The 16,419-nt window shown below is 62.6% G+C and carries 17 protein-coding genes and 2 pseudogenes; 6 read left to right on the top strand and 13 right to left on the bottom strand.

Annotated elements, in window-relative coordinates; all coding sequences use genetic code 11:
• Positions 1 to 16 precede the first annotated feature (16 nt).
• Complete coding sequence (gene scpA / locus QZ648_RS00455; RefSeq protein ID WP_169065360.1) at positions 17 to 2,191, bottom strand: methylmalonyl-CoA mutase; 2,175 nt, start codon at positions 2,189 to 2,191, stop codon at positions 17 to 19.
• A gap of 209 nt (positions 2,192 to 2,400) precedes the next feature.
• Between scpA and QZ648_RS00460 the strand changes: the two genes are divergently transcribed.
• On the top strand, positions 2,401 to 3,072 hold the full coding sequence (locus QZ648_RS00460; RefSeq protein ID WP_291995798.1) for a GntR family transcriptional regulator: 672 nt from the start codon (positions 2,401 to 2,403) through the stop codon (positions 3,070 to 3,072).
• Entirely contained in the window at positions 3,069 to 3,848 is a 780-nt protein-coding gene (locus QZ648_RS00465; protein ID WP_291995799.1) for an enoyl-CoA hydratase-related protein, read from the top strand. Before QZ648_RS00460 ends, QZ648_RS00465 begins: the two co-directional genes overlap by 4 nt.
• Before the next feature lie 39 nt (positions 3,849 to 3,887).
• Here QZ648_RS00465 and QZ648_RS00470 read toward each other — a convergent pair whose 3' ends face one another.
• The 4 genes from QZ648_RS00470 to QZ648_RS00485 form a co-directional block, all read right to left on the bottom strand.
• Entirely contained in the window at positions 3,888 to 4,688 is an 801-nt protein-coding gene (locus QZ648_RS00470; protein ID WP_169065362.1) for a sulfite exporter TauE/SafE family protein, read from the bottom strand.
• A 95-nt stretch (positions 4,689 to 4,783) separates the two neighbouring features.
• A complete protein-coding gene (gene rfbD / locus QZ648_RS00475; RefSeq protein WP_291995800.1) occupies positions 4,784 to 5,683 on the bottom strand; it encodes a dTDP-4-dehydrorhamnose reductase in 900 nt (299 codons plus the stop codon).
• Between the two features lie 10 nt (positions 5,684 to 5,693).
• Entirely contained in the window at positions 5,694 to 6,761 is a 1,068-nt protein-coding gene (gene rfbB / locus QZ648_RS00480) for a dTDP-glucose 4,6-dehydratase (RefSeq protein WP_169065364.1), read from the bottom strand.
• Positions 6,762 to 6,860: 99 nt separating this feature from the next.
• Positions 6,861 to 8,282, bottom strand: coding sequence for a mannose-1-phosphate guanylyltransferase/mannose-6-phosphate isomerase (locus tag QZ648_RS00485; protein WP_291995801.1), 1,422 nt, complete (start codon positions 8,280 to 8,282; stop codon positions 6,861 to 6,863).
• A 235-nt stretch (positions 8,283 to 8,517) separates the two neighbouring features.
• Between QZ648_RS00485 and waaC the strand changes: the two genes are divergently transcribed.
• Together waaC and waaA are read left to right on the top strand one after the other, a co-directional pair.
• A complete protein-coding gene (gene waaC, locus QZ648_RS00490) occupies positions 8,518 to 9,471 on the top strand; it encodes a lipopolysaccharide heptosyltransferase I (protein ID WP_291995802.1) in 954 nt (317 codons plus the stop codon).
• A complete protein-coding gene (gene waaA / locus QZ648_RS00495; protein ID WP_291995803.1) occupies positions 9,471 to 10,820 on the top strand; it encodes a lipid IV(A) 3-deoxy-D-manno-octulosonic acid transferase in 1,350 nt (449 codons plus the stop codon). The genes waaC and waaA overlap by 1 nt, the downstream gene beginning before the upstream one ends.
• Positions 10,821 to 10,902: 82 nt before the next feature.
• Here the strand turns inward: waaA and QZ648_RS00500 are convergent, their stop codons facing one another.
• The 6 genes and pseudogenes from QZ648_RS00500 to QZ648_RS00525 all read right to left on the bottom strand — a co-directional run bounded on the left by QZ648_RS00500 (position 10,903) and on the right by QZ648_RS00525 (position 14,821).
• Positions 10,903 to 12,204 (bottom strand): TolC family outer membrane protein, encoded by a 1,302-nt coding sequence (locus QZ648_RS00500; protein ID WP_366144035.1) that lies wholly within the window; start codon positions 12,202 to 12,204, stop codon positions 10,903 to 10,905.
• A 17-nt stretch (positions 12,205 to 12,221) separates the two neighbouring features.
• Positions 12,222 to 12,575: a rhodanese-like domain-containing protein gene (locus QZ648_RS00505; RefSeq protein WP_291995804.1), complete on the bottom strand. Its 354-nt coding sequence runs from the start codon at positions 12,573 to 12,575 to the stop codon at positions 12,222 to 12,224.
• 18 nt (positions 12,576 to 12,593) lie between these two features.
• A pseudogene (locus QZ648_RS00510) lies at positions 12,594 to 13,248 on the bottom strand (protein-L-isoaspartate O-methyltransferase).
• A 307-nt stretch (positions 13,249 to 13,555) separates the two neighbouring features.
• On the bottom strand, positions 13,556 to 13,822 hold the full coding sequence (gene rpsT / locus QZ648_RS00515) for a 30S ribosomal protein S20 (RefSeq protein ID WP_169065369.1): 267 nt from the start codon (positions 13,820 to 13,822) through the stop codon (positions 13,556 to 13,558).
• 176 nt (positions 13,823 to 13,998) lie between these two features.
• Positions 13,999 to 14,406: a porin gene (locus QZ648_RS00520; RefSeq protein WP_366144037.1), complete on the bottom strand. Its 408-nt coding sequence runs from the start codon at positions 14,404 to 14,406 to the stop codon at positions 13,999 to 14,001.
• On the bottom strand, positions 14,312 to 14,821 hold the full coding sequence (locus QZ648_RS00525) for a porin (protein ID WP_366144038.1): 510 nt from the start codon (positions 14,819 to 14,821) through the stop codon (positions 14,312 to 14,314). Before QZ648_RS00525 ends, QZ648_RS00520 begins: the two co-directional genes overlap by 95 nt.
• On the opposite strand from QZ648_RS00525, the gene QZ648_RS00530 reads away from it, so the two are divergent.
• Both QZ648_RS00530 and QZ648_RS00535 read left to right on the top strand, forming a co-directional pair.
• Positions 14,770 to 15,024 carry a hypothetical protein gene (locus QZ648_RS00530; RefSeq protein WP_291995805.1) on the top strand — a complete coding sequence of 85 codons (255 nt, stop codon included), beginning with the start codon at positions 14,770 to 14,772 and terminating at the stop codon, positions 15,022 to 15,024. The two genes, QZ648_RS00525 and QZ648_RS00530, sit on opposite strands and share 52 nt — an antisense overlap.
• A 97-nt stretch (positions 15,025 to 15,121) precedes the next feature.
• Positions 15,122 to 15,415: a hypothetical protein gene (locus QZ648_RS00535; RefSeq protein ID WP_291995806.1), complete on the top strand. Its 294-nt coding sequence runs from the start codon at positions 15,122 to 15,124 to the stop codon at positions 15,413 to 15,415.
• 176 nt (positions 15,416 to 15,591) lie between these two features.
• Here the strand turns inward: QZ648_RS00535 and QZ648_RS00540 are convergent, their stop codons facing one another.
• Entirely contained in the window at positions 15,592 to 15,927 is a 336-nt protein-coding gene (locus tag QZ648_RS00540; protein ID WP_291995807.1) for a porin, read from the bottom strand.
• A 297-nt stretch (positions 15,928 to 16,224) separates the two neighbouring features.
• A pseudogene (locus QZ648_RS00545) lies at positions 16,225 to 16,419 on the bottom strand (porin); the annotation flags it as partial.

Consider the following 16,419-nt stretch of genomic DNA (forward strand, 5'->3'; position numbering starts at 1 on the left):
GACAGCAGTGCGTGGCTCAGGCAGAGGCGGCGGCGCGCGCTTTGCGGATCTCGCTGACGATGGTCATCGCCGAATCCTCGATACGCGTTCCCGGTCCGAAAATGGCCTTGGCGCCAGACTTGTACAGGAAGTCATAGTCCTGCGCCGGGATCACCCCGCCTGCAAAAACGATGATGTCGTCGGCTCCCTGATCCTTGAGCGCCTTGACCAGCGCCGGCAACAGCGTCTTGTGTCCGGCCGCGAGGGACGATACACCGATTGCATGCACGTCGTTCTCGATGGCCAGCCGCGCCGCTTCTTCCGGGGTCTGGAAGAGCGGGCCGACGTCGATGTCGAAGCCGAGGTCGGCAAAGGCCGTGGCCACCACCTTGGCACCACGGTCGTGGCCATCCTGGCCGAGTTTGGCGACCATGATCCGCGGCCGCCGGCCTTCGTCTTCGTTGAACTGGGCGATTTCGGCTTTCAGCGCCTCCCAGCTGGCGATCCCTTCGACGACCGCGCCGTAGACACCGGAAACAGTCTGTTGAGTGGCGCGGAAACGCCCGTAAACTGCTTCCAGGGCGTCGGAAACTTCGCCAACCGAGGCGCGCAGGCGCATCGCCTTGATCGCCAGGTCGAGCAGGTTGCCTTCCTTGCTCTCGGCGCAGCGTGTCAGGTCGGCCAGTGCGGCATTGACCTTTTCGTTATCGCGGCCGGCGCGAACGCTCTTCAGGCGGGCGATCTGCGAGTCGCGGACGGCATTGTTGTCGATGTCGCGGATTTCGAGGTCGTCTTGCTTGGCCAGCTTGTACTTGTTCACGCCGACGATGACGTCCTTGGCGGAGTCGATGCGCGCCTGCTTGTCGGCCGCGCAGCCCTCGATCTTCATCTTCGCCCAGCCGGATTCGACGGCGTGCGTCATGCCGCCCATGCTGTCGACTTCCTCGATGATCTTCCACGCCTCGTCGGCGAGATCCTGGGTCAGCCTCTCCATCATGTAGGAACCGGCCCAGGGGTCGATGACGTTGGTGATGTGCGTCTCTTCCTGGATCACCAGCTGCGTGTTGCGGGCAATACGCGAAGAGAACTCGGTTGGCAGGGCGATGGCTTCGTCAAGGGCATTGGTGTGCAGCGACTGCGTCCCGCCAAAAACCGCGGCCATCGCTTCGATGGTCGTACGCACGACGTTGTTGTAGGGATCCTGCTCGGTCAGCGACCAGCCCGAGGTTTGGCAGTGCGTGCGCAGCATGCTCGATTTCGCATTCTTTGGCTCGAACTCCTGCATCGCTTTCCACCACAACAGGCGGGCAGCGCGCAGCTTGGCCACTTCCAGGTAGAAGTTCATGCCGATGGCGAAGAAGAACGAGAGCCGGCCGGCGAAGGCGTCGACGTCCAGGCCGGAAGCAATCGCCGTGCGCACGTAGTCGCGACCGTCGGCAATGGTGAACGCCAGTTCGAGCGCCTGCGTGGCGCCGGCTTCCTGCATGTGGTAACCCGAAATCGAGATCGAGTTGAACTTCGGCATGTGCTGCGCGGTGTAGCCGATGATGTCGGAGATGATCTTCATCGACGGCTGCGGCGGATAGATGTAGGTGTTGCGGACCATGAACTCCTTGAGGATGTCGTTCTGGATGGTCCCCGAGAGCTTGTCCTGCGGCACGCCCTGTTCTTCGGCGGCGACGATGTAGCCGGCAAGAATCGGCAGCACGGCACCGTTCATGGTCATCGACACCGAGATTTTCTCGAGAGGGATGCCGTCGAACAGAATCTTCATGTCTTCGACCGAGTCGATCGCCACGCCTGCCTTGCCGACGTCGCCGGTGACGCGCGCATGGTCGGAGTCGTAGCCGCGGTGGGTGGCCAGGTCGAAGGCTACCGAGACGCCCTGACCGCCGGCCGCCAGCGCCTTGCGATAGAAGGCATTCGACGCTTCAGCGGTGGAGAAGCCGGCGTATTGGCGGATGGTCCATGGCCGGCCGGTGTACATCGTTGCCTGCGGGCCGCGGACGAATGGGGCCAAGCCTGGCAGGGTGTCGGTGTAGGGCAGGCCTTCCAGATCCTTCCTGGTATAGAGGGGCTTGACGACCACGCCTTCGGGCGTTACCCAGTTCAGCGTTTCGAGTTCGGCACCGCGCAGTGCTTTGGCGGCAGCCTTCTTCCAGTCATCGAGGTTGGATGAATCAGCTAATGCAGGATTGTTCGCGTTGGACATTACGGAACCTTTCACGAAATCAGTGGGATGGGGTGGGGTGGGAAATTCGCCCCGACGAGCCAAGGAATTATACCGACCAAGCGAGCCGCTATGGCAGACAAAGATCGCTAGCACTTGACACCCCGCTCGACGAATAATACTGTATCCATAATTATGAAAGCAAGGTCTCGTCTGAGACCCTGAACGAATCAGTAGAAAAAAAGAGATCGATGGATCCCAGTCAAATCGCCCAGACGGCCCTCTACCAGGAGGTCGCTGAAAGACTACGGCAGAGAATTTTCGCGCATCAGTTAGCCCCGGGAGCCAGAATCGACGAACAGGCTCTGGCAACCGATTACGGGATCAGCCGCACGCCGCTACGCGAAGCGCTGAAGGTCCTTGCCGCCGAAGGCCTGGTGACCTTGCGGCCACGTCGCGGCTGCTTCGTCACCGAAATCTCGGAGCAGGACCTGGATGACATTTTTCCCTTGATGGCCATGCTCGAAGGGCGTTGCGCACTCGAGGCGACGACCCGGGCACAGCCCGACGATCTGGCCAGGCTCGATGCGCTGCACGCGGAACTACAGCACTTTGCCGAGACTAAGGAGATCGAGCACTTTTTTGAGGTCAATCAGGCGTTTCACTACCAGATCCAGGAAATGTCGGGAAACCGCAGGTTGCGTCAGGTGATCCAGGACCTGCGCAAGGTGCTCAAACTGACGCGCCGGTTTTCGCTGAGCATCGACGGTCGTGTGCAGCAGTCGCTCGCCGAACACGCGATCATCCTGGCGGCGATCAAGGCCGGCGACGCGGCGGGCGCGCAAGTCGCGATGCACGATCACATTCTTTCCGGACGCCAGGCGCTGGCCAGGAGCAACGCCACTCAAGAACTGCCGACATGAGCGGGCGTATTCTATGCACGCACGCCGAAAGGGTCGCCACAGTGACCCTTTCGAATCCGGGCAAACTCAACGCCATCGACTTTGCCATGTGGCAGAGCCTGGCCGAGATCGTCGCTGAATTGTCGGGCGACGAAGAGATACGCTGCGTAGTGGTCCGTGGCGACGGTGATCAAGCGTTCGCCGCCGGTGGCGACATCGACGAGTTTCTCAGCAGGCGCGACACAGTAGAGCGGGCAATGGCCTACCATGGGCAGGCGGGCGCCGCTCTGCAAGCTCTGGCCGACTGTCGTCAGCCGACGATCGCGTTGCTGCAGGGAGCATGCATCGGTGGTGGGCTGGAGATTGCCGCGCAGTGCGACCTGCGCATCGCCGCGCAGTCGTCGCGTTTCGGTGCGCCCATCAACAAGCTCGGTTTTTCGATGTATCCCGCGGAGATGGCCAGTCTGCTGCGTCTGGCCGGACCAGCATGCCTGCTGGAAATCCTGCTCGAAGGGCGCATTCTCGGTGCGCATGAGGCGCTCGCCAAAGGCCTCCTTACCCGGGTGGTGACGGAGGACGAAGTGGTTAACGAGGCTTACGCCAGTGCTCGCCGCATTTGCGCCGGCGCGCCGCTGGTTGCCCGTTGGCACAAGCAATGGCTGCGTCGACTGCAGCAGGGTGCGCCGCTGAGTGACGAGGAACTGCGTGCTTCGTTCGCCTTTCTCGCGACCGAGGACTATCGCGAAGGCCTGTCGGCATTCATCGAGAAGCGCAAGCCGGAATTCAGAGGCCGCTGATCGCCGCCTTTGCCGTGAAAGGGGCCTGCGACCCGCACATCAAACGGACAGACCCCACATCATCTTGGCTGCCAGGAGAATCAGGATGGCGGCGAAAAGACGCTTCAGGGTGGCCACCGGCAAGCGGTGCGCCAGGCGGGCGCCGAGGGGTGCGATGAGCATGCTCGATGGCACCAGCCACAGCAGCGCCGGCAGGTACACGTAGCCGACGCTCCACGGTGGCAGGCCGGGGTGCTCCCAGCCGTTGAAAATGTAACCCAGCGAACCGCCGATGGCGATCGGGAAGCCGACCGCCGCCGACGTTCCTATTGCATGCTGCACGCGGACGTTGCACCAGGTCAGGAAGGGTACCGTGAGGGACCCCCCGCCGATGGCGACCAGCGCCGACAGCGCGCCGATGCCGGTGCCGACGCCAAAGACGCCGAACGCGCCGGGTAACTCGCGCGAGGCCTTGGGTTTCAGGTCAAGGATCATCTGCACCGCGACCACGCAGACGAAGACCATGAAGAAGAGCGCCAGAGGTCTGGACGGCACGCTGCCGGCGAACAGTGTGCCGATCAGCGTGCCGGCGAGAATCCCGGGGGTGATCTGGCCAACCACCTTCCACAGCACGGCCTGATGCTGGTGGTGGGCGCGCAGGCTGGCAAGCGACGTAAACAGGATCGCGGCCATCGATGTGCCGAGCGCCAGATGCAGGACCTCGGTCGCCGGAAATCCCGCCTGCGCGGCAAACATCATGGTCAAGGTCGGGACCATGAGCAGTCCGCCGCCGATGCCGAGCATGCCGGCGAACAAGCCGGTAAACAGACCCAGCGCGATATATGCCAGCCACCAGAGCAACGCGGACTCCCTTCAGGATCTGTGCAACGAGGGCTCCATCATCCCACGATTCGGTGCCTCACAGCCGTTCGGTGCCAGTAGCGACGTCGCAGGGCTCATTGCCCGAGAACTTCGACGAGCATGCGGTTCACGCCGACCTGCCAGTCGGGCAGGCGCAGATCGAAGGCAGCTTGCAGCTTGCGCGTGTCCAGGCGGGAGTTGTGCGGGCGTGGGGCGGGCAAGGGGTAGGCGCTGCTTGGCACCGCCTCGATGGCTGTCGGCGCGACGCGGATGGCCTCGCCGGCTTGCCGGGCGAAGTCGATGACGTGCCGGGCGTAGCCATGCCAGCTGGTCTCGCCGCCAGCCACCAGATGGTAGAGGCCGGCGAGCGCTGGTTGTTGCCAGGCGCTGCGAATGGCGTGCGCAGTCACGTCGGCCAGCAATTCGGCGCCGGTCGGCGCGCCTATCTGATCGGCGATTACCTTGAGCTGATCGCGTTCGCTCGCCAGGCGCAGCATGGTGCGCGCAAAGTTGTTGCCGCGCGCGGCGTACACCCAACTGGTGCGAAAGATGAGGTGCTTGGTGCAGGCTGCGGCGACCGCCTGTTCGCCGGCGAGCTTGGTTTTACCGTAGACGCTCAGGGGCGCGGTCGCGTCGCATTCCTGCCAGGGCTTTTCGCCGCTGCCTGCGAATACGTAGTCGGTCGAGTAGTGCACCAGCCAGGCGCCGAGGCGGCTGGCTTCCTCGGCGAGCACGCCGGGAGCCAGGGCGTTGAGCGTTCCCGCCAGTTCGGGTTCCGATTCGGCCTTGTCGACCGCCGTGTGGGCGGCGGCATTGACGATCACGTCCGGTGCAACCGCGCGCACGCAGGCTGCCAGGCCGGCGAGGTCAGTGAAGCTGCCGCACAGTGGGCCATCGCCTTCGTGATCCAGGGCGATCACGGTTCCGAGCGGAGCCAGGCTGCGTTGCAATTCCCAGCCGACCTGTCCGCGCTTGCCGAAGAGCAGTATTTTCATCGCTTTATTTTCATGGCTTGCGCCCGCCATAGTTCTTTTCGACCCAATCGCGGTAGGCGCCGGATTGCACGTGCTGTACCCACTGCTGATTCTCCAGGTACCAGAGGACGGTCTTGCGAATGCCGGTGGCGAAAGTCTCTGCCGGTTTCCAGCCCAGCTCGTTTTCGATCTTGCGCGCGTCGATGGCGTAGCGCCGGTCGTGGCCGGGGCGGTCGGCAACCGTGGTGATCTGCTCGCGGTAGGGGCGGCCGTCCGAACGTGGGCGAAGTTCGTCGAGCAGGTCGCAGACGGTGTGCACGATATCGAGGTTGGGCTGCTCGTTCCAGCCGCCGACGTTGTAGGTCTCGCCTGGGCGGCCGGCTTCCAACACGCGCCTGATTGCCGTGCAGTGATCCTTGACGTACAGCCAGTCGCGAATCTGCTGGCCGTCGCCATACACCGGCAGGGCTTTGCCGGCGAGGGCATTGACGATCATCAGCGGGATCAGTTTTTCCGGGAAATGATAGGGACCGTAGTTGTTCGAGCAGTTGGTGGTCAGCACCGGCAGCCCGTAAGTGTGGTGGTAGGCGCGCACCAGATGGTCGCTCGCGGCCTTGCTTGCCGAGTAGGGGCTGTTCGGTTCATAGGCGTGCGTTTCGCTGAAAGCCGGCTCATCGCTGGCCAGGGAACCATAGACCTCGTCCGTCGACACGTGCAGAAAGCGGAAGCGCTCTTTGGCCTCGCCAGCCAGCGTCCCCCAATAGGCGCGCGTCGCTTCAAGGAGATGGAAGCTGCCGACGATGTTGGTCTGGATGAAGTCCTCGGGACCATGGATCGAGCGATCGACATGCGACTCGGCAGCAAAGTTGACGATCGCCCGTGGCTGGTATTGCGCCAGGAGGCTGGTGGCGAGCTGGCTGTCGCCGATGTCGCCGTGCACGAAGATATGCCGCGGGTCGTCGAGCAGCGACGCGAGGTTCTCGCGATTGCCCGCGTAGGTCAGTTTGTCGAGGTTGAGCAGCGCCTCGTCGCATTGTGCCAGCCAGTCGAGCACGAAATTTGCGCCGATGAAGCCGGCGCCGCCGGTGACCAGAATCATGTGCGGACCTTTTCAGAGGGAGGGTGGAGAGGCAAAGAGGGCTCAGCGTAGTCAGCCATCAGGCACCGCCAGCGTGCGGCCGGCGCGACGCTCATCGGGTCAGCGGCCGTAGCTGTCCTGCAGGCGGACGATGTCATCCTCGCCAAGATAGCTGCCGGACTGGACCTCGATCATTTCGAGGTCGATCTTGCCCGGATTTTCCAGACGATGGACGACGCCGAGCGGGATATAGGTCGATTGGTTTTCGGAGAGCAACAGCGTTTCTTCGCCACGGACGATCAGCGCCGTGCCCTTGACGACGACCCAGTGCTCGGCACGGTGATGGTGTTTTTGCAGACTGAGGCTGGCACCGGCTTTTACCAGGATGCGCTTGACCTGATAGCGCGGCGCATGCGCCAGCCCCTCGTAGCTTCCCCAGGGGCGATGGACGATGTGCCTCAGTTCGGTTTCGCTGCGCGCCGAACGCTTCAAGGCCTCGACCAGCGCCTTGACTTCCTGCGCCTTCGCTTTGTCGGCTACCAGGATCGCATCTGGCGTGGCAACGACGATCAGTCCGCTGACGCCGACGGTGGCCAGCAATTGCCCGTCAGCGAGAAGGATCGAATCGTGGGTGTCGATACTCAGTACGTCACCGCGCTGCGTGTTGCCGTTGTCGTCGGCCTGACCAAGCGCAGCCATTGCATCCCAGGCGCCGATGTCGTTCCAGCCCGCATCGAGCGGAATGACGACGCCATGGTCGGTTTTCTCCATGACGGCATAGTCGATCGATTTTGACGGGCTGGCGAGAAAAGCCGCGTGATCGAGGCGCACGAAGTCCAGGTCGCAGCGTTCGCTGGCGACGGCCGCAGTCACGCACTCGCGGATTCCCGGCGCATAGCGGTCGAGGGCTTCGAGGTAGGTGTTGGCGCCGAAGAGGAACATGCCGCTGTTCCAGTAGTAGTCGCCGGAATCAAGGTAGCGTTGCGCAGTTTCCGCGTCGGGCTTCTCGACGAAGCGGTCGAGCGCATAACCACCCTCGACGACCTCACCGCGACGGATGTAACCGTAGCCGGTTTCGGCACGATCGGGGACGACGCCAAAGGTGACCAGGGCGCCCGCGCGGGCGTGTGGAATCGCCGCACTGATCGCCTTCTGGAAAGCAGGCACGTTGGCGATGACATGATCCGATGGCAGGACGAGGAGTAGCGGCGGCTCTTGGTGAATGCCGGTGCGGAGGGCGTGCACCGCGGCTGCGGCGACGGCCGGTGCGGTGTTGCGTGCGGCCGGTTCGAGGAGAATGTCGGCCTTCTGGCCGATTTCGTGAAGCTGTTCGGCAACCAGGAAGCGGTGGTTTTCGTTGGCGACGGCAATGGCTTCACCCAGCCCGGAGACCCCGTCGAGGCGGCGCAGCGTGTTCTGCAGCAGCGAAAAGTCGTCGACCAGGCGGAGAAACTGCTTCGGGTAATGCGTCCGCGACAGCGGCCACAGACGGGTGCCCGACCCTCCACAGAGAATTACCGGGCGAATGACAGAGGTGTTCATTTAAACGGTCTCCAGTAGGTGCAGGCTTGCCGCCATGGGGCTTTGAGGGACGGCATTATACCGCCGCCGTGGATTGCCGGTAGGCGCTGACGCCGGCAGTGGGCGGCGGCGAGCGGTCAGCGCTCGCCAAAGGCCTGCCGTTTGCCGAGCCACGCAAGGCGGGTGGCTGTGCGCGCCATCTTCTATAATGCGCTCTTCCTGCTTGCCGCCCATCTTCCCCGGAACTGGCCCACCGATGCGCATCCTATTGGTAAAAACCTCGTCGCTTGGTGACGTAATCCACAATCTGCCGGTGCTCAGTGATTTGCGGCAGTGTTTTCCGGAAGCGGCAATCGACTGGTGTGTCGAGGAAGGCTTTGCCGATATTCCGCGCCTGCACCCGGCTGTCGACCAGGTCATTCCGGTGGCCATCAGGCGCTGGCGGAAAACGCTTGGCAGTCTGGCCACGTGGCGCGAAGTGCGCAACTTCCGCGCCCGCATCCGTGCCCCGAGCTACGACGCCGTGCTCGACACGCAGGGCTTGCTGAAGAGCGCGCTGATTGCCCGGCAAGCCCAAGGCAGGCGCTACGGCTATGCTGCCGAATCGGCGCGTGAGCCGGTCGCGGCGCGCTTTTATGAGGAGACTTTTGTCATCCCGCGCAATGCGCACGCTGTCGAACGCAACCGCTGGCTGGCCGCCGCAGCCTTCGATTATCCGGTCGACCTGGCCCTTGACTACGGTATTTCGGCGCCGCCAATCGACGACGCTTGCCGGTCGTCAGAGCGGCTGGTCATTCTGCTGACGGCGACCAGTCGCGACGACAAGCTGTGGGATGAGGCGAACTGGCGCGTCCTTGGTCGAGCCCTGCTCGAGCGCGGCCTGACGCCGGTCCTTCCGGCCGGCAATGCGCTCGAGCGGCAGCGTGCCGAGCGTATCGCTGCCGCCTTGCCAGGGGCTATTGTGCCGCCGCCGCTGCCGTTAGCGCAGGTCGCCGCCCTGATCGCACGGGCAGATTTGGCGGTCGGCGTCGATACCGGCCTGGCACACCTCGCGGCTGCCTTACGGGTGCCGGTGATCGCCCTTTACGTAGCGACAGATCCCGCTTTGACCGGCGTCTATGGCAGTGGCTTTGTGCGCAATCTCGGCCGCTGTGGCGCGCCGCCGTCGACCGCCGAGGTGCTGACCGTTGCCGAGCAGGCGCTGCGGTGATGGCGCGTCTGGCACTTCTGGCCTATTCGCTGCTTTTCTACCTGGCAATGCCCCTGGTCTGGTTGCGCCTGCTCTGGCGAGGACGTCGGCAGCCGGCGTATCGACAACATTTTGGCGAGCGCCACGCGCTCTACCGGCAAACTTTGCGCTGTGGGCAGCGGCCGTTGATCTGGTTGCATGCCGTTTCGGTCGGTGAGACACGTGCGGCCGTGCCGCTGATCGATGCGCTGCTGGAGGCCTATCCGGACCATGACCTGTTGCTGACCCATATGACGCCGACCGGCCGCGAAACGGGCGGCGAGCTGCTGGCGGCTCGCCCTGAACGCCTGACGCAGGCTTACCTGCCCTATGACCTGCCCGATGCCTGTGGACGTTTCCTCGATCACTTTCAGCCGCGCATCGGGCTGCTGATGGAAACCGAGCTGTGGCCAAACCTGATCGCCGCGGCGAGAAGGCGGCAGCTGCCGCTTGCGCTGATCAACGGGCGCTTGTCGGCGCGCTCTCTAGGTGGCTATATGCGCCTGCGCACCCTGATCCGACCGGCGCTGGCGTCGCTGAGTGCCGTTGCCGCGCAAACGACCGCCGACGCCGAGCGCCTGCAGCAGCTTGGTGCCCGCCAGCCAACGGTATGCGGGAATCTGAAATTCGACGTCACGCCGGCCGCAGACAAGTTGCAGCTCGGCGCAGACTGGCGGCACGCCATGGGGCCGCGGCCGGTGTGCTTGTTGGCCAGTAGCCGGGAAGGCGAGGAAGCGCTGCTGCTCGATGCCTTGGCCACGGTGGCTGTTGCCGATCTATTGCTGGTGCTGGTTCCCCGGCACCCACAACGATTTGCCGAGGTCGCCGCCCTGCTTGCCAGTCGCGGCCTGAGCTTCTGCCGGCGCAGCTCAGCCGAACTGCCGGGTAGCGAGACCCAGGTCTGGCTGGGCGACAGCATGGGTGAAATGGCCGCCTACTATGCGCTGGCGGACCTGGTTGTGATGGGCGGGAGCTTGTTGCCGTTTGGCGGCCAGAACCTGATCGAGGCGGCGGCCTGTGGCTGTCCGCTGCTCCTTGGTCCGCACACTTTCAATTTCGCCCAGGCCAGTGCGGATGCGATCGCCTGTGGTGCTGGCCGGCGCGTGCCTGACGCCCGTCAGGCAGCGCTGGCGGCGCACGCGCTCTTCGCGCAGCCGGCGGACCTGCTCGTCATGCGCGCCGCGGCGACTGCGTTCAGCCAGGCGCACCGCGGCGCCACGGCGCGTACCGTGGCGCTGATCGAAGGGCTTAATGTGAAAGTCGCGCAAGCGACTCACGAAACTCCCTTCTCCCCTTGCGGGAGAAGGGGCAGGGGACGAGGGGAACGGTGATCGCTTTCATGATCTGGGTTGTCTCGACGGTCATCATCTTCATGGCGCCTCGAAAAGGCTGTTGATCTGCTCCAGGTCGGTTTCAGCGAGCGCGCCCACGGCGGCTTTTAGTTTGAGTTGGGAAAGCAGGGTGTCGAAACGCGCTTTGGCCAGATCGCGGCGGGTGACGAAGACCTGATTCTCGGCGTTGAGCACGTCGATGTTGATGCGTACGCCAACCTCGTAACCGAGCCGGTTCGATTCCAGCGAAACTGCGGCCGGAAACCAGTGCCGCTTCCAGGGCTCGTACGCCGGAGAGGCCATTGACGACCCCCAGATAGGACTGACGTGCGTTGAGCGTCGACGTGCGCCGGGCATTGTCGAGCGCAGCCTTTTCGGCGTCAAGCCTGGCGATCGCTTCGCGAGTCTTCGAGTTCACCGAACCGCCCTGAAAAATCGGGATATTGAGCTGCAGACCAATCTGATTGGTGTGGTTATCGATCGAGCCGACACCAAACTGGCCCGGGCCGTTGTTCTGGTTGACGTTGGCGACCATGTCCAGAGTCGGATAGTGCCCCGCCCTGCTCACCTCTACCGCCTTGGCGGCCGCTTCGGCAGCTGCCTTTTGCGCCTGGACGACAAAGCTGTCCTCTTCGGCAGCCGTCACCCATTGCTCCATGTTTGCCGGCTGCGGCGGTTGCATTACCGCCTGCGGCTTGAGCCGGTTCAACTCGCCGGTTTCCTTGCCGACGACCACGCTCAGCGCATAACGCTTGACGGCAAGCTCGCTTTCGGCGGCAACCTCCTGCGCGGTTGCCAGGTCGAAGCGCGACTGCGACTCGTAGGTATCGGTGACCGTGGCGATGCCGACCTCGAAGTTCTTCTTGGCCTGTGCCAGTTGTTGTGCAATCGCTGTCTTGTTGGCCTGCACCGCGCGCAGGTTCTCGATGGCAAAGAGGACATCGAAGTAGGCTTGCGCGACGCGCAGGATCAGATCCTGGCCGGCCTGCGCGAAATTGGCCTCGCTCTGCATGACCAGCAGCTTCGACTGGTCGTACTGAACGAAATTCTGCCAGCGGAACAGCGGCTGCGTCAGGTTCACCCCATAGGTGTTGCTATTGTACTTGTTGCTATACGATTCCCTGCTTGAGTCGATCCTGACCCTGTAGTCGGTGTCGTTCCAGAAGGTGTTGCCCGTCGCCGCAATGGTTGGCAGCAAACCGGCCAGTGCTTGCGGCTCTTTCTCGCGTCCGGCAGCCGCGGTGGCGCGTGCAGCCGCGTACTGCGCGTCGTAGCTCAGGGCATCGTGATACAGCTGCAGCAGGTCGGTGGCGTATCCGGGAGCTGCAGAAAGGAGAGCCGCCAGCAGGAGGCCGAGCTTGAGGGGGCGGGGTTTTACAGGCATCTTTTCTGAACTCGCTTTCAATATTTGTGCATTGCCGGATCGACGTCATTCGCCCAGGCGTCGACGCCGCCGCTGAGGTTGTAGATTGAACTGAAGCCCTGTCGCTCCAGAAAGCCGCCGACCTGTCGACTACGCACGCCGTGATGGCAGATGACGACGATATCGGCATCTATCGGTAGTTCATCGATGCGCGCGGCCAGGCTCTGCATTGGCAGCAGGCGAGAGCCGTCAAGGTGGCACAGCTCGAACTCCCAGGGTTCCCGGACATCGAGCAGCAGCGGTCGTTGTCGCCAGCCGCCAGCACCACTTTCCGGGGCCGCACTGCTGGCTGCCAACCATTCGGCCAACTCGGTCGCCGAGAGCTGCTGCATCGCGTCGTCGCCCGGGTGTCAGAAAACGAAGCGCTGGCGCGGCTTTGCCGTTCGTAGTGGTGCGACGACGGTCTCGAAAAGATTGATGGTGTTGAAGGCATTCTCGTCGCTGTGCGTCGTCAAGCGGGCCTGCATCGCCGGTGCTTCACCGATGAACGCCGTTAGACGGCCACCGATCTTCAATTGTTGCAGGAAAGCTTCGGGTAGCTCGGAGAGGGAGCCGGAGATGACAATCACGTCATAGGGGCCGTGCGCAGACCAGCCCTCGGAGGCGTCGCCAGTGTCGACGCTGACGTTGGCGACGCCCGCCTGTTGCAGATTGCGCTTGGCGGTTTCGGCCAGGAGCGGATCGATCTCGACGCTATAAACGTACTCCGCCTTTGTCGCCAGAAGGGCGGCCATGTGGCCGCTACCGGTACCGACCTCAAGCACGATATCGGTGTTCTTGACGCCCAGTTCCTGGAGAATGCGTGCCTCAATCTTCGGTTGCAGCATGGTCTGGCCATTGCCGATGGGCATTTCGATGTCGGCAAACGCCAGCATCTGGTGGGCCGCTGGCACGAAGTGTTCACGCTTGACCGCATCAAGAACTGCCAGTACTTCCGGATCCAGCACCTCCCAGGGGCGGATTCTGCTGCTCGATCATGTTGAAGCGAGCCTGTTCCATATCCATCGTCACCGCTGTCATAGCATTCCCCATCACAATTGCAATATTAGTGCGATCTAATATTCGATCTGCAGCGAGATTATACCCCGGTATCTGCCGACGGTCGCGGCGAAGCCTTTGTCGCGCACGGCTGGGCGCCAGTGTCGTGTTGCACGCCGTATGGAAGCTATAGATTCCGCCTGCCGCGTGGTTTCGCGCGACGTTCTGGGTCGCCGAAAGTCGCATCAAGAAGGCAGCAGCAGCGGACTCGCAGGCAAAAAAAACGGCACCCTGAGGTGCCGCTTCCGCTATTTCTGCTGCCCTGCCGCTGGACCTAAGCGGCCAGGCCCTTGATCTGAGCCGAGAGGCGGCTCTTCTGCCGAGCGGCCTTGTTCTTGTGAATGATATTCTTGTCAGCGATGCGGTCAATCACCGCGACTGATTCCTGGAAAATACTCTGAGCCGCCGTTTTGTCGCCAGCGATGATCGCTTTCTGAACGCGCTTCACGGCGGTCCGCAGCGTCGAGCGCAGGCCGGCGTTGTGGATGCGTTGTTTGACGCCTTGGCGGGCTCGCTTGCGAGCTTGTGCGCTATTGGCCATGAATGTTTGTCCCTATGAAAAAGCTGATGAAGAACTTGAAAGGCGAGGATTGTACAGAGTCAGGCACGGCGACGCAAGGGGCCGAGCCCTGGATGTCAGGATCCTGATAAGGAGGCGTAGCCGGGAAGCAAAAAAACGGGCGCCAGGCGCCCGTTCCTTCTGCGACCCCAAAGAACCTAGAAGCTGTGCGTCATGCCCGCACCGATGGCATAGTTGCTCTCGCCGACCGCGCCGATGCCGATCTGGCCACCGCCGGTGATTGGCGCCAATTGCGTCTGCATGGGCAGCGAGTACTTGTCGTTGCTGAAGTAGCTGTATGCGGCATATACAGAGGTCCGCTTCGACAGCGGGTAGCTGTACATGGTGCCCGCTCCCCAGCTGCTGCCGTCCTTCATCTTCGTGTTATCCAATGACAGTTCGCCGTAGCTCAGGGAGGCCGTGCCGGCACCGATCGGTGCATTGATGCCTACCGTCCAGAGATCGCTCCCTTTAAAAGTGGGCGTCCGCCTGGGTGGTCTGGCTATACAGCTCCTGATAGCTGGCGAACAGCTTGACGACTTTGAAATCGTAGCTACCGCCGAGATACCACTCGTTGATGTCCTTGCCCGTAGGGTTCTTGGGTGTGGTGTCGGTCGCGGGAATCACGACGTCCTGGCGGCCCTGGTATACCAGGTCGACGTTGATCGGACCATTGGCGTAGTTGGCGCCAACACCATACTTGCCCCCGTCGCTCGTGCTGTTCTCGACACCTTCTTCACCGAATCCGTAGATCGCGCTGAAGCTAAGGCCGGAGTAGTTGTTGCTGGTATAGGTGATGGCATTGTTGAAGCGCGCGGGGCTGTTCGGAGTGATCGACATGCCGGACAGAACGCTAAGGTTCGACTGGATGGCCAGGTCGGTTGCGTCGAGGGCCGAGTTGCGTGCCGAGGCGTTGAAGCCGGGGCATATTGACGACCGAGAGCGACGGTGCCGAGCTTGTCGCTGGCGAGGCCGACGAATTGCTGGCGGGCGTTGAGGCCGCCGGTACCGATGCCTTGGTTGCTATCGATGTCCAGGCCGTACTCAAGCGTGAACACAGCGCTCAGGCCATGCCCAGCGCTTCCGAGCCCTTGAAGCCGATACGGTTGCCAGCACTGATGCCGGAAGAAAAGGCCGCGAAGGTGTTGAGAAACCTCCACCCGGCTGGTTGCCCGATGAGTTAAAGGTAGCCGGCATCCACGACGCCGTACACGGTGACGTTGGTCTGCGCGAGGGCGGCGCCCGAAGCCGGCTGGCAACAGCCAGTGCGATAATTTTCCTTTGCATGATGACTCTCCTTATTTTCCAGAAACGCCAAGATTAAATCTGCTCCGCCAGATTGATTCATTGGCAAGAGAATTTTGCGATGTGCTGGCAACGATCATCGCAGACGGCCAGACTACGAGCAAGCGTGCTGGCCACCATTTCGGCGCCCTGACGGCGGTTGTTGCATTTTTGTCACAGGTGGGTCGCCGGAAATACGCTTTGCTGCCGGCCATGGGAGCTTGGCGCAAGGCGCTCCCCGTCCGTCGTTCAGCATTTGTCCGCGGAATGCTCCTGCGACAGGCGTTGTAAGGATCGACGAGCGGCTGTACCCGAACGCGGGCGAAAAAACGGGCGCCGAAGCGCCGTTTCTCAACTAACGACCGAAGTCGAATTAGAACGTGTGGTTAACACCAGCGGCGAAGGTGTTGTGGTCTCGTGACCCTGGCCAACACCGGCAGGAACGCCAGAGAAGCGGATCGGCAGGCTCATCTTGTCGTTGTCGACCAGACATAGCCGGCGTACAGGGTGGTGCGCTTGGACATGGCGGTCGTCCAGGCGAGAGTTGCGGTTGTTGCTCTTGCCGTCAACTCTGGAACCACGTGGCCTGCATCCATCTCAGGCTGACCATAGGTCAGGAGTACATTGCTGGCAGCCATCACCGGGACCTTTACGCCAAGGGACCAGACGGTGTTGTCGTTGTTGGCGACGTTCTTGTCGTTCTGCTGCTGATAGCTGGCCGAGACCTTGGCGGCCTTGAAGTCATAGGAGGCGCCGATGTAGCCTTCGTTGATGTCGTTGCCCCAGAGGTTCGGGACGGCCATGGCCGAGTCCGCGGTCGAACGACGCTGTAACGCTGCTGGTAGACCAGGTCAATGTTCAACGCTCCGTTGGAGTAGTTGCCGCCAAGACCGAATCTGCCGTTGTCAGTGCTGGAAAGATGCTATCGTAGACGCGCAGGTTGGCGTTCGAGTCCTTACCGTCCTTGGCGAGGGTCTCGCTCCTCGCCGAAAGCGTAGATCGCTTTGCGGTGAAGCCGCTCCAGTTGGGCGAGGTGTAGGTGGCGGCGTTGTTCCAGCGCGCTGCCGAGTTCGGGGTGATGGTGTTGCCGGCCTGCGAGCTCAGATGGACTGCGAACCGAGGCTCGAACCGGCGAGCACATCGTTATTGACCGTTGCCACATAGCCAGGGGCATACTGGACGGCCGAGGGCGACGGTACGAGCTTGTCGCTTTGCAGGCCAACGAACTGTTGACGAGCGTTGAGGCCGCCGTTGCCGTTGCTGGTGCCGACGCCGGTGTTGTCGTCGATGGTCAG

Origin of the sequence: Candidatus Accumulibacter sp. ACC012, from assembly GCF_907163155.1 — a bacterium.
In the GTDB taxonomy this organism is placed as follows: Bacteria; Pseudomonadota; Gammaproteobacteria; order Burkholderiales; family Rhodocyclaceae; genus Accumulibacter; species Accumulibacter delftensis.

Coding starts and splice junctions, on each gene's coding strand:
- QZ648_RS00460 (WP_291995798.1), top strand. CDS start 2,401: ATGGATCCCAGTCAAATCGCCCAGACGGCCCTCTACCAGGAGGTCGCT.
- QZ648_RS00465 (WP_291995799.1), top strand. CDS start 3,069: ATGAGCGGGCGTATTCTATGCACGCACGCCGAAAGGGTCGCCACAGTG.
- QZ648_RS00505 (WP_291995804.1), bottom strand. CDS start 12,575: ATGCAGCAGCTCTCGGCGACCGAGTTGGCCGAATGGTTGGCAGCCAGC.
- QZ648_RS00500 (WP_366144035.1), bottom strand. CDS start 12,204: ATGCCTGTAAAACCCCGCCCCCTCAAGCTCGGCCTCCTGCTGGCGGCT.
- rpsT (WP_169065369.1), bottom strand. CDS start 13,822: ATGGCCAATAGCGCACAAGCTCGCAAGCGAGCCCGCCAAGGCGTCAAA.
- rfbD (WP_291995800.1), bottom strand. CDS start 5,683: ATGAAAATACTGCTCTTCGGCAAGCGCGGACAGGTCGGCTGGGAATTG.
- waaA (WP_291995803.1), top strand. CDS start 9,471: ATGGCGCGTCTGGCACTTCTGGCCTATTCGCTGCTTTTCTACCTGGCA.
- scpA (WP_169065360.1), bottom strand. CDS start 2,191: ATGTCCAACGCGAACAATCCTGCATTAGCTGATTCATCCAACCTCGAT.
- waaC (WP_291995802.1), top strand. CDS start 8,518: ATGCGCATCCTATTGGTAAAAACCTCGTCGCTTGGTGACGTAATCCAC.
- QZ648_RS00485 (WP_291995801.1), bottom strand. CDS start 8,282: ATGAACACCTCTGTCATTCGCCCGGTAATTCTCTGTGGAGGGTCGGGC.
- QZ648_RS00540 (WP_291995807.1), bottom strand. CDS start 15,927: ATGGCCGTCCCGAACCTCTGGGGCAACGACATCAACGAAGGCTACATC.
- rfbB (WP_169065364.1), bottom strand. CDS start 6,761: ATGATTCTGGTCACCGGCGGCGCCGGCTTCATCGGCGCAAATTTCGTG.